This window comes from Actinomadura opuntiae (assembly GCF_030283205.1).
GTDB lineage: Bacteria > Actinomycetota > Actinomycetes > Streptosporangiales > Streptosporangiaceae > Spirillospora.
The window spans coordinates 1-15,853 of sequence record NZ_JASNWF010000017.1 but is presented as its reverse complement, the minus strand read 5'-3'; the positions used below and the strand labels follow the sequence as shown (position 1 = coordinate 15,853).

General features: G+C 71.7%; 16 protein-coding genes. 4 read left to right on the top strand and 12 right to left on the bottom strand.

Going from position 1 to position 15,853, the window contains the following annotated elements:
- Window positions 1–286: 286 nt before the first annotated feature.
- Window positions 287–1,090 (bottom strand): DUF2470 domain-containing protein, encoded by an 804-nt coding sequence (locus tag QP089_RS32470; protein WP_285916793.1) that lies wholly within the window; start codon window positions 1,088–1,090, stop codon window positions 287–289.
- Between the two features lie 64 nt (window positions 1,091–1,154).
- Between QP089_RS32470 and rpsD the strand changes: the two genes are divergently transcribed.
- Window positions 1,155–1,760, top strand: coding sequence for a 30S ribosomal protein S4 (gene rpsD, locus QP089_RS32465; RefSeq protein ID WP_285916791.1), 606 nt, complete (start codon window positions 1,155–1,157; stop codon window positions 1,758–1,760).
- A 92-nt stretch (window positions 1,761–1,852) separates the two neighbouring features.
- On the opposite strand, the gene QP089_RS32460 is transcribed toward rpsD, so the two are convergent.
- The 10 genes from QP089_RS32460 to QP089_RS32415 form a co-directional block, all read right to left on the bottom strand.
- Entirely contained in the window at window positions 1,853–2,344 is a 492-nt protein-coding gene (locus QP089_RS32460; protein ID WP_285916789.1) for a MarR family winged helix-turn-helix transcriptional regulator, read from the bottom strand.
- Between the two features lie 90 nt (window positions 2,345–2,434).
- Window positions 2,435–3,514, bottom strand: a complete 1,080-nt coding sequence (locus tag QP089_RS32455; protein ID WP_285916786.1) for a hypothetical protein — start codon at window positions 3,512–3,514, stop codon at window positions 2,435–2,437.
- A 25-nt stretch (window positions 3,515–3,539) separates the two neighbouring features.
- Window positions 3,540–4,841 carry an MCE family protein gene (locus QP089_RS32450; protein ID WP_285916784.1) on the bottom strand — a complete coding sequence of 434 codons (1,302 nt, stop codon included), beginning with the start codon at window positions 4,839–4,841 and terminating at the stop codon, window positions 3,540–3,542.
- Window positions 4,838–5,938: an MCE family protein gene (locus tag QP089_RS32445; RefSeq protein ID WP_285916781.1), complete on the bottom strand. Its 1,101-nt coding sequence runs from the start codon at window positions 5,936–5,938 to the stop codon at window positions 4,838–4,840. Before QP089_RS32445 ends, QP089_RS32450 begins: the two co-directional genes overlap by 4 nt.
- A complete protein-coding gene (locus QP089_RS32440; RefSeq protein ID WP_285916780.1) occupies window positions 5,938–6,984 on the bottom strand; it encodes an MCE family protein in 1,047 nt (348 codons plus the stop codon). Before QP089_RS32440 ends, QP089_RS32445 begins: the two co-directional genes overlap by 1 nt.
- Window positions 6,984–8,015, bottom strand: a complete 1,032-nt coding sequence (locus QP089_RS32435) for an MlaD family protein (RefSeq protein ID WP_285916779.1) — start codon at window positions 8,013–8,015, stop codon at window positions 6,984–6,986. Before QP089_RS32435 ends, QP089_RS32440 begins: the two co-directional genes overlap by 1 nt.
- Window positions 8,015–9,091: an MCE family protein gene (locus tag QP089_RS32430; RefSeq protein WP_285916777.1), complete on the bottom strand. Its 1,077-nt coding sequence runs from the start codon at window positions 9,089–9,091 to the stop codon at window positions 8,015–8,017. Before QP089_RS32430 ends, QP089_RS32435 begins: the two co-directional genes overlap by 1 nt.
- The gene (locus tag QP089_RS32425; protein WP_285916776.1) at window positions 9,088–10,152 is read right to left on the bottom strand and encodes an MCE family protein; all 1,065 of its coding nucleotides are present in this window, start codon (window positions 10,150–10,152) and stop codon (window positions 9,088–9,090) included. The genes QP089_RS32430 and QP089_RS32425 overlap by 4 nt, the downstream gene beginning before the upstream one ends.
- The gene (locus tag QP089_RS32420; RefSeq protein ID WP_285916775.1) at window positions 10,149–11,003 is read right to left on the bottom strand and encodes an ABC transporter permease; all 855 of its coding nucleotides are present in this window, start codon (window positions 11,001–11,003) and stop codon (window positions 10,149–10,151) included. Before QP089_RS32420 ends, QP089_RS32425 begins: the two co-directional genes overlap by 4 nt.
- Complete coding sequence (locus tag QP089_RS32415; RefSeq protein WP_285916774.1) at window positions 11,003–11,806, bottom strand: MlaE family ABC transporter permease; 804 nt, start codon at window positions 11,804–11,806, stop codon at window positions 11,003–11,005. The genes QP089_RS32420 and QP089_RS32415 overlap by 1 nt, the downstream gene beginning before the upstream one ends.
- A gap of 291 nt (window positions 11,807–12,097) precedes the next feature.
- Between QP089_RS32415 and QP089_RS32410 the strand changes: the two genes are divergently transcribed.
- From QP089_RS32410 to QP089_RS32400, 3 genes are all read left to right on the top strand, one after another.
- Entirely contained in the window at window positions 12,098–12,634 is a 537-nt protein-coding gene (locus QP089_RS32410; protein ID WP_285916773.1) for a MarR family winged helix-turn-helix transcriptional regulator, read from the top strand.
- An 81-nt stretch (window positions 12,635–12,715) separates the two neighbouring features.
- Complete coding sequence (locus QP089_RS32405; RefSeq protein ID WP_285916771.1) at window positions 12,716–13,609, top strand: aggregation-promoting factor C-terminal-like domain-containing protein; 894 nt, start codon at window positions 12,716–12,718, stop codon at window positions 13,607–13,609.
- 75 nt (window positions 13,610–13,684) lie between these two features.
- The gene (locus QP089_RS32400; protein WP_285916769.1) at window positions 13,685–14,326 is read left to right on the top strand and encodes a TetR/AcrR family transcriptional regulator; all 642 of its coding nucleotides are present in this window, start codon (window positions 13,685–13,687) and stop codon (window positions 14,324–14,326) included.
- Between the two features lie 18 nt (window positions 14,327–14,344).
- Here QP089_RS32400 and QP089_RS32395 read toward each other — a convergent pair whose 3' ends face one another.
- A complete protein-coding gene (locus tag QP089_RS32395) occupies window positions 14,345–15,583 on the bottom strand; it encodes a COG1361 family protein (RefSeq protein WP_285916767.1) in 1,239 nt (412 codons plus the stop codon).
- Between the last annotated feature and the right edge of the window lie 270 nt (window positions 15,584–15,853).

Here is a 15,853-nt window from a genome sequence, read left to right as displayed (position 1 = left end):
GGCCTGGAGCCGGTTTCGACCAGTGGCCCGGACCACGCCCCCGGCTTGCGCTCCGCGGCGCCGGACCACCGGCCCGGCCGGGGCCGCCGGCGTCCCGCCGTCCGGTACGGTTCCCGTCCGCCGGCTCACCCACCCCGCGAGGGCGAGCCGGCGGCCGAGGCGTCCCGGACGGGCGACGGGCGGCGTCCCACGGCCGGAGACCCGAGCATGTCCCGGCGGGCCCGGTCCGCACCATCCGGGAGACCACTGCCAACTCGCCGGATATTTCGCGTTCGTCCCGTACGGGCTAGGGGGCCGCGTGCGCGAACAGGTGCCGGTAGACCCGGCGCAGGCCGTGGAGATCACTGACAGGCTCGCCGAACGCCAGCCGCAGATCGAACGTCCCGCCCGCGTCCTGGGACGGTGCGGAGCAGCGCAGCCACATTCCGTACCGGTCGAGGCCGAGCGGCCGGACCTCCGGCAGGCCGTCCGGATCGCCGGCCGGGGACGCCGACACCGGCAGCAGGCCCTTCAGCTCGTCGCGGTGGCAGGAGTCCAGATGGGTCAGGATGCCCGCGCCGATGGCCACGAACGGGTCCGGCGCGGCGGCGGCGTACTCCTCGGGCTCCAGGGTCGCGCCGCCCCAGGCGTCCTCGACCTCGACCTGCGCGACGTCCAGCGTGAGCACCGTCCACGCGCCGTCGCGCGGCGGCGTCTCGGCGGCGAGGTCGAGCAGTTCGGGACGCGGATGCGGGCGGGACAGCTTCAGCGCGGCGTCCCGCAGCCCGGCCGGCGGCAGCTCGGTGAGCCAGCCGTGCAGCCAGGCCCGGCCGCGCACCCGGTCGGCGAGCGGCACCGGCGCGACGTCGTGGATCCGCAGCGTGGCGGGCAGGTCCTCCTCCCCGTCCAGCGCCCTGACCAGCGCCGACTCCTTCGGCAGGAGCAGCAGGGGCCGCCCGTCGAGGTCGGTGGTGTAGGCCGGGACGGGCGTGTGCGGCACCCCCGGCGCGGCGAGCACGCCGTCGCCCATGCCGTAGGCGAGCGTGCGCGCCCGTTCCGCCGCCGTCGGCCCGCCCGCCCGCGTCCCCGTCGTGTCCGCTCGCCCCACCATGGCCTCCTTGACGTACTAGGTTAGGCTTGCCTAACTAAGGCTTACCTAACCACTGAGGAGCGCGATGAACAACCCCCGCCCCAAGGTCCGCCTCTCCCGGGCCCTCGGCATCCCGCTGACGCCCAAGTCCGTCAAGTACTTCGAGGCCCGCCCGTACCCGCCCGGCATGCACGGCCGCGCCCGCAAGCAGGAGACCGACTACAAGGTCCGGCTGCGCGAGAAGCAGCGGCTGCGCGCCCAGTACAACATCCGCGAGGCGCAGCTCAGCAACGCCTTCGCCAAGGCCGCCAAGGCCGGCGGCAAGACCGGCGAGGCGCTGCTGGTCGACCTCGAACGCCGGCTGGACGCGCTCGTCCTGCGCGCCGGCTTCGCCCGCACCATCTACCAGGCCCGCCAGTTCGTCGTGCACCGGCACATCCTGGTGAACGGCCGCCGCGTCGACCGCCCGTCGTTCCGCCTGCGCCCCGGCGACGTCATCACGGTCGCCGGGCGCAGCCGCGGCATCGACGCCTTCCAGATCGCCGCCGCCGGCGGCCACACCGACTCCGTCCCGCCCTACCTCGACGTCCGCCACGACGCCCTCGCCGCCCGGCTCACCCGCCTCCCCGAACGCCCCGAAATCCCCGTCACCTGCGACGAACAACTGGTCGTCGAGCACTACTCGCGCTGACTCCCAGGGGGGCGACCCCCTGGCCGCTTGAACCTCAGCCACAGCCTGTCGACCGTTGACGGGGGTTCCAGGGGGTCGTCCCCCTGGGAGACTCAGCGGAGGTCGCCTAGTTCCTCGCGGGCGGTCGTGCGGAGGGTGCGGAGGGCTGTGACCAGGTGGTGGCGCTGGTCGTCGGTGAGGGGGGCGGCGAAGTGCGCGCGCAGGGTCTCGGCGTGCACGCGCAGCGCCTCGTCGAGCTTGGCGCGGCCGGCGTCGGTCAGCTCGACGAGGTGGCGCCGGCGGTCGCCGGCGGCGGCGCGCCGCCGCACGAGGCCCGCCTCCTGCATCCGGTCGATCAGCCGGGTCATGCCGCCGCTGGTGAGGATCAGCTCGCCGGCCAGCCCGCCCATGTCGGGGCAGTCCGCGCCGGCGTCCGACAGCCGGAGCAGCACCTCGAACACCGCGTGCCGGATGCCGCAGCGGCGCTCCAGCTCCCGGCCCGCGATGCGCTCCAGCAGGGCCGCGGCCGACAGCAGCGCCCCGAACTCGTGGACCACCTCGTCGGGCACCCGCGTGCCGCCGCCCGAGACCGTACGCTCCGTCACCGTCGTCATTCTGCCCGCCCCCTCCGACAACTCCGCACAACGCGCCGCGCCCCGCACGGCTTCCACCGTGCGGGGCGCGGACCGCGGCGGTCAGTTCTTCGGCTTGCCGCTCGGGCTCGTGCTCGGGGACGGGGAGGCGGCGCTGCTCCCCGGGACCAGGCCGTTGCTCCCCGCGTTCTGGTTGCTGTCGTTCACGCCGGACGGGTACTGCTTGGTGACCTTCCACTTGCCGTCGAGCTTCGCCATCGCGACGCGGATCAGCGTGGCCGGCTGGTTCACCTTGCCGTCCTTGGTCTGCAGGCCGATGTCGACGGCGACGACCGCCGTGGCGAACTTGCCGTTGACGCTGCCGACGAAGACGTCGCTGGTCTTGGACGACATGCCGACCTGGGCGTCGCTCTTGAACGCGGCGGTCAGGCCCGGCAGCGTGGACTGCTTGAACTGGTCGAGCAGGTCGCCGGCCATCAGCTTCTCGGCCTTGGCCGCCTGCGCCTGGTAGTTGGACGCGTTGTAGTTGAACGCCACGTCGCCGTACTGCGACACCACCTTGGCGACCTCGGCGCGATCGTCCTTGTCCGACGCCAGGCCGCTCGCCCGCGTCCACTGCCAGATCGCGAGGCTCGCCAGCAGCGCCACCACGACGACCACCGCGATGACGCGGCCGAGGGCGGGCCCCTCGGCGTGCTCCTTCGGCGACCGGGTGGGGGTGTAGGAGAACGGGCCGACCTTGCGGACGGGACGGGCGGCGTCCCCCTCCCCGGCATGCTCCTCCGGGGGCTCGAGCCGCGCGGGACGGGGCTTGGCCGCCGCCGCGGGCCGGGCCGGCGACGGCTTCGCCGCGGGCTTGGCCGTCCTGACCGCCTTGGCCGGACGGGCGGGGGGCTCCTCGTCCTCCTCGGCCTCGATCGCCTCCAGGACGTCGTCGAGGTCCTCGTCGTCGTCGATGACCTCGATGACCCGGACCCGCCGCTTGCGCTTCGGCCTGGCGGCGGCCGGGCGCTCCCCGGCCTCGGCCTCCTCCTCCGACGCGGCGGCCGTGGCCTCCGCGGCCTCCGCGTCGCCGACCGCCTCGTCCTGCGCGGACGCGACCGCCTCGACCTCGCCGGCCTCGTCGGCCGGGTCGCGCCCCTCGGCGGCGTCCGCGGCCTTCTTGGTGGTCTTGGCTGTCACTTCGGTACTCCTACGGGGATTGGGGTCAGTCCTTGCCGCGGCGGCGAAGCCGGGACAGGCGGGACACCACGGGCACCGAGCCCATCATGACCCTGATCAGCACCATCAGTGCCAGAACCGGGGGAATGTACACTAGCCAAACCGGCGGCCCACCAGAAGAGTCCTTTCCGCCGTTCGCGGCGTTCCGGACGTTCAGCGGCTTGTCGAGCGCGGGATCGTGGGTGGGGATCACGTCGCCCGGGTTCTTGGCCCGGTAGGTGTTCTGCTTGACGCCCAGCGCGGGCGTCCGGCCGCCGGCGCAGGTCGGCACCGTGGCCAGCTGCGGCTGCGGCAGCGGGTACCGGTACTCCAGCGCCGCCTTGCGCTTCAGCGTGATCTCGAAGATCACGTTCAGCACCGGCTTGCCCTGGTCCAGCCCGATCACGTTGTCGAGGACGGTCTTCAGCTGCGGCGCGACCGCCAGCGTCCGCTTCAGGTCCGCCAGGTAGTTCGGGTTGTAGGCGGCGATGCCCCAGTTGCCGAGCATGTCCACCGTGCACTCGAAGTCCGGGCCGGTCTCGTCCAGCAGCTCGTTCACCGTGGACAGCAGGCCGGGGCCGGTGTCGCGCAGCTCGGCGAGCTGGCCGCGCATCTGGGCCAGCGCCGAGGTCAGGGCCGCGACGTTGTCGATGCCGGCCCCGAGCGCCCCGCGGTTGTCGTTCAGCACGCTGGTGATCTTGCCGAGGTCCCTGGTCAGCCCGTCCAGCAGCTCGGTGTTCTGCGCGAACGTCTGGGTGAGCTGGTCGCCGCCGTTGACGATCTGGCGGATGGAGTCCTCCCGGCCGGCCAGCCCCTCCGACAGCTCGTGGGTGAGCACCTTGGCGTCGTCGGGGTTGATCGCGTTCAGGGACTTGATGACCGCGCCGAACAGGTCGCTGTACTTCGGCGGGACCTTGGTCTGCGACACCGGGATGACGGTGCCGGGCCGCATCGGCGGCGCGCCCGCCTTCCCCGGGCCCGGGGTCAGCTCGACCACCGGCTCGCCGACCGCGGACTTGCGGGCCGCCGCCGCGGTGACGCCCTGCGGGATCTTCACCCCGCGCTTCATGTCGAGCCGGACGACCACCTTGTTCTTGTCCAGCCGCACCGAGTCGATCTTGCCGACCCGCAGGCCCAGGTAGTCGACCTCGAAGCCCGGGTGCAGTCCCGGCGAGGACTCGAACTCCACCGTGATGTGGTACGGCCGGTCGATGAAGTCGAAGTGCACCACGTTCCGGAACGCCCACACGACCATGATCACGGCGAGCGCGCCGAACACCGCCAGGTTGATCGTCACTCGCCTGGTCATTGCCGCCCCTGCAGGATCTTGTCGAGGTCCGGGAACGCGGTCTTGAACGGCTTCGGCAGCTCGGTCCCGCCCGTGCCGCCGCTGCCGCCGGTGCCGCCGCCGCCCGCCGCCTTGCTCTTCTTCTTGGCGGGCTTGTCGCCGCCCAGCACCGGCGACCCGTCCGGCCACACGATGTTCAGCAGCGGGTACAGCAGCAGCTGGCCGTCGTAGCTGGCCTTCGGCAGCTTCTCGGTGAAGGTGACCAGCCCGTTGACCAGCTTCGTCAGCCGGGTCCGGTTGTTGCCGAGCTGCGCCAGGACGGGGTCGAGGTCGTCCAGCAGCCGGCGGAACCGGGCGATCCGCCCCTCCAGCACCTTGTCGTTCAGCTGGCGGGCCGCCTCGGTCAGCGTGGAGACCGTCCTGAGGATCTTCTGCTTGTCCTGGTCGAGCAGCCGGGTGGTGCGCTCGAGCTGCACGGGCGCCTCGCTCAGCGCGTCGTCGCCGGCGGCCAGCGACCGGCCGAGCCGGGCGAGGTGGTCGACCGACTCGCCGAGCTGCTCGCGCTGGTCGGCGACCAGCTTCAGCAGGCTGGTCGCCTTGGCGATGGTCGTGTTGAGCCTGGTGCCGTTGCCGTCGAGCGCGGTGGCGCCGGCGTTGACGACCGTCGCCACGTCGTTGCCGGCCAGCGCCTGCACCAGCGGGCCGGCCTGCCCGACGACCTGCTCGAACGCCGGCTGCACGCTGGTCTGCCCGATCGCCGCGTGGTTCGCCAGGAACGGGCCGCGGTCCATGCTGGCGCCCGGCGGCATCTGCAGGTCCACGAAGTTCTCGCCGAGCAGCGACGTCACCTTGATCTCGGCGCGGGTGCCCTGCGGGATCTTGATCCCGTCCTTGATGGACAGCGTCACCTTCGAGCGGTAGCCGTCCAGCTCCACCTTGGTGACGCTGCCGATCGTGATGTCGGACATCTTCACGCTGTGCCCGGCGACGAGCCCCTGCACGTCGCTGAACTCGGCCGTGAGCGTGAGGTGCCCCTTCGGCGCGCCGACCGTCTTGTAGCTGCAGCCGGAGACCGCGACGACCACGGCGAGGACGAGCGAGACGAGCTTCCTGCCCATCAGTTGCCTCCGTTCTGCCAGGGACAGTTGGAGTTGGGCTCGGGAAGCGGGCAGGCGACCTCGTCGGAGTCCATCAGGCCCTTCAGCCACGTCCGGACGAACGCGTCGGTGGCGAACCGGATGTGCAGCGACTTGTCCTTCTTGCCGTAGCCGCCGATGAGGGCGTCGCTGACGCCCGGCAGCACGTTCAGCAGCTGCGCGACCTGCTTGGCGTTGCCCTTCAGCATCAGCGCGACCCGGGTGAGGACGGCGAGGTCGTAGGGCAGCTGCCCCTTGTACCTCTTGAGCAGCTTGTTGCCGTTCTTGGACAGGTCGAGCACCGCGCCGATCAGCTCCTGCAGGTCGCCGCGCTCGGAGGCGAGCACCTGCGTCGCCTGCCCGAAGTCCTGGATCATGGTGCCGAGCACCTGCTCGCGGCCCCGCACCACCCCGGCCATCCGGCTGAGGTTCTGCGCGACCTCGATCAGGTCCTTGTCCTGGCCCGCGACGTTCTCCACCAGCCGGGAGCTCTGCTCCAGCGTGGCGTTGAACTCCTTGCCGTTGCCGTTGACCGAGTCGGCGGCCTTGCCGAGCGCGGTCTGCATCTTGGTCGGGTCGAGCGCGTTCGCCAGGTTGGTGAAGGAGTTCAGCGCGTCGTCCACCTCGACCGGCACCGACGTCCGCTCGATCGGGATGACGTTCGAGGTCTCCTTCGCCTCGCCCGGCTTCCACGCCGGGTGCAGCACCAGGTTGCGCTCGCCGACCAGGTTCAGCGGGACGATCGAGGCCTGCACGCCCTGCGGCAGCGGGACGTCCCGGTCGATGTGGAACGTCACCTTGATCTTGTCGCCCTGCTTCTCGACCGTGTCGACCAGCCCGACGTCGACGCCCATCACCAGGACCTTCGACTGGGGGTAGAACGAGCGCGCCTTCGGCACGTAGACGGTCATCTCGCGCTTCCCGCCGGAGGAGCCGAGCGAGCAGCCGCCGAGCGCGGCGGCCAGCGCCAGCGCGATCGCGGCGGCGCCCAGCCTGGTCGTCCGGGAGACGCGGGTCAGCCGGCCCATCAGTTGCCTCCCTCTCCGGCGGGGGAACGCCGCGTGGAGATCGGGCCGGGCGGCTGGATCGGCCCGAGTCCGGTGAGCACGCCCTCGATCCAGGGCCCGTTGCCCTTGAGGTTGGCGACCTGCTGGAACGTCGGGCCGAGCAGCGAGAAGTCGGTGTTCAGCGCGTCCATGTTGGGTGCCAGCCGGTTGGTGAGCAGGTGCAGGTTGTCCAGCAGCGTGTCCAGCTTCTTCTGGTTCCTGGAGATGACGTTGTCGAGGGTGCGGACCGTGCGGCTGCCCTGCCCGATCGTGGCGGCCAGCTCGTTGCGCCGGTTCACCAGCGACTGCAGCAGCACCTGGCCGGCGTCGATGATCTCCCGGAGCTTGTCGTCCTTGGCCGCGAGCGTGCCGGTGATGGTCTTGCTGGCCTCGATCAGGTTCTGGATCTGCGGGTAGGAGTCGTTGAGCGTGCGCGACAGGTCCTGGATGTTCTCCAGGATCCGGTGCAGCTTCGCGGCGCCCGGCGACTTGATCGCCGACACCTCCGTGAGCAGCTTGGTCATGCTCTTCTCGTCGAGCTTGCCGACGATGTTCTGGGTGTTCTGCAGCGCCTCCGGCACGGTGAACGGGACCCCGGTGTGCGCCAGGGGGATCCGCCGCCTGGGCTCCGGCAGGCTCGCCAGGTAGGGCTTGGCGACCGGACCGGACAGCTTCAGGTAGCGGCCGCCGAGCAGCGTCGTCGTCTCGATCTCCGCCCGGGTGTCGCGGCCGAGGTCGATGCCGGAGTTGACGTGCCAGGTGATGAGGACCCGGCCGTGCGCGAAGTCCGGCTCGACCGCGGTGACGCGGCCCGACTTCACGCCGGCGACCCGCACGTCGTCGCCCTTCTTCAGGCCGGCCTGGTCGGAGAAGTAGCCGCTCATCGTGTAGCCCTGCTCGAACAGGTGCAGCTGGCCGATCGCGAACGCGAAGATCAGCCCGGCGGTGAGCACCGCGAGCGTCCCGATCGCGACGAGCTTCTGGTTGACGTCCCGCAGGGACTTGAGCGCCATCAGCCGCCACTCCCCGTCAGCATCGCCTTCAGCTTGGCGAGGTCCTGCTTGGACGGCTGGTCGGTGCCGGGCGCCTTCGGCAGCTGCATCGGGAAGGGGCACGGCCCCTGCACGATGTTCAGGCACAGCGCGTTGGTGCGCAGGAAGTGCCCGCCGTTGGCCGCGGCGAACAGCTCCCGCAGCGTCAGCGGGAGCTGCTGCACCATCTTCTCCAGCTGGTCGACGTTCAGCCGGAAGGTGTCGCTGAACTTGCCGAGGTTGTCGATGATGCGGGCCAGCTGCGCGTCGTTGCCGCCGAGCACCGCGTTCAGGTTGGTGGTGACGCCCGAGATCTGCACGACCGCGTTCTCCAGCAGCTTGCGGTTGTCGGCGAACACGCCGGTCAGCGAGGCCAGGTTGTCGACGCTGGCGGCGATCTGCGAGTCCCGCTTGGCGAGCGCGTCGCTGACCGTCTCGTAGTTGTCGATCATTCCCTTGATGGTGTCGCGGCGGGCCTCGAAGGTCTGCAGCAGCGCGTCGAGGTTGTCGGTCAGCAGCGAGACGTTCTGCTCGTTGCCGTCCAGCGCCTGGGAGAAGGCGAACAGGATCTTGTTGATCTGGTTCGGGTCCAGGCTCTGGGTGAGCGGGCCGAGGTTGTTGAGGATCTCGCCGAGGTCCACCACCGACCGGGTGTGCGGCACCCGGTCGCCGTTGCCGAGCTTCGCGGTGCCGGTGCCCGGCTCCAGGTAGATGACGCGCTGGCCCATCACGTTGCGCCAGCGGACGGCGGCGGTGGAGTCGACGGGCACCCGGACGTCCCGGTCGACCGCCATCCCGACCACGGCCTTGCCGCGCACCACCTTGATGCTCTTCACCTGGCCGACCGGCGTGCCCGCCACCTTCACCTGGTCGCCGGTGAGCAGGCCGGTGACGTCGTCGAACGTCGCGGTCAGGGTGTAGCGGGAGTTGAAGCTGGTGCCGAGGATCTGCTGGCCGATGTAGAAGGTCAGCAGCAGGGTCAGGACGAGGAAGACCAGGAACTTCAGGATCGTGGTGTACTCCGGGCCGCGGGCCGTCTTGCCGAGCACCGGGCTCATGGCCTGCCTCCCGGCGTCGTCGCGGTCTTGCCCTTCGGCTGGAACGGGTCGGTGGTGCACACGTCGATGAAGACCTGGCACAGGTCCAGCGAGAGGACCTCCTTGGCCTGCGCGATCGTGGTGCCCGACGGGCCGGGGATCCGGATGATCTGCGACAGCAGGCCGAAGAAGCCGTTGAGGCTGTCCATCAGCACCGGCAGCTTGTCGTTCTCGGAGTGCACCGTCGCGGCGATCCCGCCGACGTCGTCGATGAGCCTGCCGAGGTTCGCGCCGTGCCCGCGCATCGTGGTGCCGACCGTGTCGCTCAGCCGGGTCGCCTGCGCCAGCAGCTGGTCCACCTTGTCGGGCTTCTCGGTGATCACCTTCGACACCGTGTTGAAGTCGCCGGTGAAGCGGGTGACGTTGTCGCCGTGCGCGGCGAGGGTGCCCGACAGCCCGTTGAGGTCGCTCAGCAGCGCCCGGATGTAGGCGCGGTCCTGGTACGTGGCGTCCACGACCGTCGCCCCGTTCTGGATCAGCCGGCGGGCCGCCGGGCCCTCACCGGACAGCCCGGCTCCGAGGGTGTGCAGGATCGTCGCCACCTCGTCCGGGTTGATCGCCTTGGTGAGGTTGTAGGCGGGCCACGCCGTCTGCGACAGATCCTGCGGGTCGGAGGTCCGCACGACCGTCCCGCCGTCCCGCAGGTACGGGCCGGACACCTCGTGCGCGCCGGGGTTCAGCACCAGGTCCTTCGGCCCGAACACCGAGACCGGCTCGATCGTCGCGCTGGCCGTGTCGGGGACCCGGACGCCCTTGTCGACGCGGAGCCGGACGGTGACCCGGCCGTTGCGGTCGAGCTTGATGTGCTCGACGGTGCCGACCGCGATGCCGCGGACCTTCACGTCCGACTTGCCGGGGTCCAGGCCCTGCCCGGCGGTCCCGAAGGTCGCGTTGTAGTACGTCGATCCGGCGTGGGACGGGGTGCTCGCGATCGCGACGCCGATCGCGGCGGCCGCGATCACGCCGGCGCCGACCAGCCCGAACATCGTCCGGGACCGGCTGGAGAGGCTCTCGTCGCTCATCCGGTCAGCCTCACCGTGCTGCCGTGGCCCCAGAAGATGTACGACAGGAGCAGGTTCATCAGGATCATCAGGATGGTGGACTCCCGGATGGCGCGGCCCGCGGCGACGCCGACGCCGACCGGGCCGCCCGCGGCGTAGTAGCCGCGGTAGCAGTGGATGAACATCACGATGAACGCGAACACCGCGACCTTGATGACGCTGTAGAAGACGTCGATCGGCGGCAGGTACAGGTGGAAGTAGTAGTCGTAGATGCCGGGCGACAGCCCGAAGTACTGGATCGTGATGAACCGGGTGGCGAAGAACGCCATGAACAGCGACACCAGGTAGAGCGGGACCAGGGCGATGACGCCGGCGGCGACCCGGGTGCACACCAGGTAGGCCAGCGAGTTGATGCCCATGACCTCCAGCGCGTCGATCTCCTCGGAGATCCGCATCGCGCCGATCTCGGCGGTGAACCCGGTGCCGACCTGCGCGACCAGCGCCACGCCCGCGATGATCGGGGTGACCTCGCGGACGTTGGAGTAGCTGGCGACCAGCCCGGTGAACGCCTCCGCGCCGATGCGCTCGAGCCCGGGGTAGCCCTGCAGGCCCACCATCGCGCCGGTGGCCAGCGACATCGTCGCGATGACGAAGATCATGCCGCCGCCGATCACCAGCGCGCCGACGCCGACGGTGATGTCGCTGACCTGCTTGGCCAGCGTCTTTCCGTACTTGCGCCGGATGATGATGTCGAAGAACAGGTGGTACAGGACGCGGCCGAGGAAGATCGGCAGGTTGGCCGAGGCCGACAGCCCGGCCGCGCGGCCCTTGAAGGCCCGGCCCAGCTTGCGTACGGGGAAAATGGCGACCATCAGAACCTCGGGGGGAACAGGACCTGGTAGATCATGGTGAGGATGTAGTTGGTGGCGAACACCATGATCGAGGTGACCACCACCGCCTTGTTCACCGCGCGGCCGACGCCGACCGGTCCGAGGTCGCAGTTCATGCCCATGTAGCAGGCGACCGCGGCGGCGATGAATCCGAAGATCCACGCCTTGAACAGGGTGATGACCAGGTCCGAGAACTGCAGCAGGGTCGTCGCGCCGTCGAAGAACGCGCCCGGGCTGACGCCCTGCTGGATGACGTTGAAGTAGTAGCCGCCGAGCACGCCCGCCAGGATCACGACGGAGCAGAGCAGGCCGGACACCATGCTCGCCGCCCACAGCCGGGGGGTGACCAGGCGGTGGATCGGGTTGATGCCCATGACCTCCATGGCCGCGAGTTCGTCGCGGATGTTGCGGGCGCCCATGTCCGCGGTGATGGCCGAGCCGCCGACGCCGGAGACCAGCAGCGCCGCGGCCAGCGGGGCCACCTGCTGGATCATCGCGGCGGTCAGCAGCGCGCCGGTGCCGGACTGGGCGCCCAGCTGCCGGGCGATGTCGCCGACCTGCAGCGAGATGGTGGCGCCGAGCGGCACCGCGATCAGCATCACCGGCACGCTGGTCACGCGGGCGAGGAACCAGCACTGCTCGACGAACTCGCCCCACCACTGCCGCAGGTCCCAGGTGCGGCGCAGCCCCTCCAGCAGGGTCACGCACAGCAGCCCGGTCTCGTCGAGCGCGCGCTCGACCCGCCTGCGTGCCAGGTCCGGGGCCCTCGTCAGGCTCAGGGCCATCAGCCGGTGCCCTCCCCCGCGGGGGGTGCGTGAAGGGTCATCCCAGCCTCCTTCGTTCTCGGACGTCGGCGCCCATCCGATACTCCGGTTCCCTGCCCTGCCACGGGGGCGCCGCTGTGTCCTACGGGTGTTCCGCGCCACCGCGGTCTCGGTCGAGACCGGTACCACTCACGGGACCACCAGGGTCACACGGACGCTCTCGTCCCGCTTGTGATCTGGAGCACTCTATTGGAAGAAGTTCTAAGAAGCGAGTACTTACATGATGATTTGTCCGAAGCTACGATCTCCCGCGTGCGAATCGAGGCGCGACGAGGCGCGGAACAGGCCCGGGAGGACGGCGTGGACCCGCTGGTCACCGGGATCAGGGACCGCTGGGCCGGGCAGGGCATGGCCGGCGGGCCGTGGCCGTTCATGGCGATCAGCTCGGTCGAGCGGCTGCACCAGATGCTCAAGAGGGCGCTGGACGCCGAGCTGAAACGGCTCGGGCTGAGCCGCACCGGCTACTTCCTGCTGACCACGCTGGCGCTCATCGGCAACGGGCACGCCCGGCTGAGCACCCTCGGCCGGATCCTGATGATGCATCCGACGACGGTGAAGCTGACCGTCGACCAGCTGGAGGCCGCCGGGCTCGTCGAGCGGGCCCGGCACCCGCGCGACCGGCGCGCCACGCTCGTCGAGATCACCACGGCGGGACGCGAGCAGGTGAACGCGGCGAACCTCGCGCTGGAGGCGCCCGGCGGCGCCCTCGCGCCGTTCGAGGGGATGCACCGCGAGCTGTTCGAGGCGCTGCAGCCGGCCCGCCTCGCGGCCGGCGACCTGGAGCTCTGACGCCGGTGAACCGCGTGCGACGCCGCCCGCGTACATCGTCATAGGCAACACAGGACCCGGGTGATAAGGCAGTCTTCTCCTATGCCACAGAGTCACGGCACGCGCAGACGTACCGGCCCCGCCTCCGCCCGCACCCGTTCCGAGCAGCGGCGCGGCGGCCGGAGGCGCGGTGGTGAGCGGGGCCCCGCGAGCCGCCGGACGGCCCTGGTCCCCGCGCCCCGGCAGTCCCCCGAGGAGCTGGAGGCGCTCGCCGCGTCCGGCCCGTCCGGCCCGTCCGGAGGCGACGGGCGGGCGCTGCCCGACCGGTACCGCCCGGAGCGGCGGCGCCGGGTCTGGCGGCTGCTCACCCACAACGTCACCATCACCGTCGCGGGCATCGCGGTGCTCGCCGGCGGCGTGGTGTTCGTCGACTGGGACAGGGTGCTGGGCGAGGCCGAGCCGCCGAAGGTCGCCACGGGCGGGCCCGTCTCCACCAACGACATGCTCGCCAAGCTGCAGGGCTCCGACATGGACGCCGTCACCGCCGACTCCATCGCGGCCGCCAAGGAGCGCGCCTACAAGGAGCACCAGGCGTACATGAAGAAGCTCAAGGAGCAGGCCAAGAAGGACGCCGCGGCCCGCGCGAAGCTGAAGGCCGAGAAGGAGAAGGAGCGGCTCGCCAAGTCCAACCCGAGCGCCGCGCAGAACAAGGCGTACGGCAAGAAGATGAACGCGGCCAAGGGCTGGGGCGACTGCTGGTCGTCGCTGCTGACGCTCTGGAACCACGAGAGCGGCTGGAACGAGCGGGCCGTCAACCCCGGCAGCGGCGCGTACGGCATCCCGCAGGCGCTGCCCGGCTCCAAGCTGGCCAGCGCGGGCTCCGACTGGCGCACCAGCTCCCCGACGCAGATCGCCTGGGGCCTCGGCTACATCAAGGCCCGCTACCACGACCCCTGCGGCGCGTGGTCCTGGTGGTCCGCCCACCACTGGTACTGAGCGGACCGCGGGCAGCGAGCGCGCCGCCGGTGCCGCGTGCTGGTGGCCCGGCCGCGATCCGGGCACGATGTGGGGATGACCACGAGCAGGGCGCGCCCGGCGGGCGGCGCGGGTGAGGCCGGCGGCGCCGGACGGCAGTGGGCGCGCGCGGACGCGACCCGGCAGGCGCTGCTGACCGCCGCGCAGCAGGTGTTCGCCGACCGCGGCTACGCCGACGCGGGCATCGCCGAGATCGTCGAGCGGTCCGGGATCAGCGTCGGCAGCCTGTACCACCACTACGGCGGCAAGGCCGGGCTGTACGTCGCGCTGTGGGAGGAGCTCACCGACGAGCAGGAGCGCAGCGCGGCGCAGGCGGTGTCGGCCGCGCGCAGGGACGGCGAGGACGACCCGATCGCGCTGTTCATCGCGGGCGCCCGCGCGTACCTGCGGGTCTGCTGGGAGCGGCGGGAGGCGGCCCGGCTGTTCCACGGCGGCGAGGGGCCGTCCGGGTCGTCGCTGATGCGGCGCAGCCGGGCGCAGCACTGGATCGCGCAGAACACCAAGCTGCTGCACGGCACGTCCGGCACCCCGGCGGGCCGCGCCGGGCAGGTGCTCAGCCTGGTGCTGACCACCGTGATCGGCGAGGCCGGCCGGGAGATCGCCACCGCCGAGGGCGAGGCGGAGGCCGCCGAGATCATCGACGAGGTGTGCCGCATCCTGATCCGGCTCGCCCGCTGACACGGCCCGGCCCTGCTCTCAGCGGGCCCGCGCGGGCAGCAGGGCCAGGCGCGGGCCGCGGCGGGCGTGCCGCCTGCGGCGCCGGCGGGCGGGTCCGGGCTCGCGCCAGTCGACCTTCGGGGCGGCCGCGTCGCGCGGCACCGCCTGCGTCGTCTCCGCCGGCGCGACCGTCCACACCACCACGGGCCTCGGCTCGGGCCGCCTCGGCTGCGGCCGTACCGGTTGCGGCGGGACGGGCGTCACCGGGCGCGCGGCGGCCCCGCTTGCCGCGACCCGGGGGCGGGCGCGGCGGAGGTGGAAGCGGCCGGACCGCCGGGGCGAGACGCTCTCCCGGCGGGCCAGCCGCAGTCTGAGCAGCAGCAGGGCCACCGAGGAGGCCATCGCCGCCAGCACGCCGGCCTGCAGCGCGGTCAGGTCGTCGAGGTCGGAGCCGTCGCCGGGCAGCGAGCGCAGGTTGGACATGGGGACCGGCGCGATCGGCGCGGGCGCGGTCTGCGGCCCTGCGACCGGCGGCAGCACGACGTTCGGCCCGCCCGGCCCACCGGGCAGGCCGGGCACGCCCGCGGCGGTGACGGGCGGGACGCCGGGCGGCATGGCGCTCGGAGTGATGCCGGGCGGCAGCGCGCCGGACGGCTGGGTGACGACAAGCGTGTACGTCCGGGACCGGGTGGCCGCGTGCGACGCCGAGACGCGGACGGTCAGCCGGATGGTGCCGGGCGCGGCGCCGGACGGGACCCGCACGGTGACCGTCCCCGACGCGCCGCCGGAGCCGACGCTCCCGAGCCCCTGCTCGGACGGCGCGGTGGTGGCGCCGCCGGTCGCCGACGCCCGCAGCACGGCGCCGGAGGCGGTCGCACCGGACGCCGACACCCGCACGGTGGCGGTGATCGAGTCGCCGGGGCGCACGGTCGCCGACGACACCGTGACCGCGACCGACAGCACCGGCTTCGCCGGCCGGCCCGGATCGTCCGGATGCGTCGGCCTGGGCGTGGGGGTCGGCGTAGGTGTCGGGGTCGGGGTGGGAGTCGGCGTGGGAGTGGGGGTCGGCGTGGGCGTCGGAGTCGGCGTGGGAGTGGGGGTGGGCGTCGGAGTCGGTGTGGGGGTCGGGGTCGGCGTGGGGCTGTCCGTGGGCGTCGGCGACCCGCTCGTCGGGGTGGGCGTCGGCTCCGCGATCACCGGGGACGCGCCGGAGACGGCGAGCACCGCCGCCACGCCGAGCCCCGCGAACACCGCACCGCCGGCCGACCGTGAGCGCACCTGTCCCCCACCTCCACCCTTCGAGACCCGTCAACGGTGCGATCGAATCAGGTCGCGAATGGCGCTTCAAGGCGTCCGGGAAAGCTTGTCAGCGAGCGACGAATTACCGTCCCCGGTCATTGATCCGGTTTATCGGGGATTGCGCATTAAGAGCGTGTCTCATGTGGGCTGTTTGGCGAGCTTCTTGTAGCAGGTGATGGCGGCGGCCAGGACGAGGAAGGCGTTGAACAGGTGGCCGTGGCGTTCGTAGCGGATGGTCAGGCGCCGGTA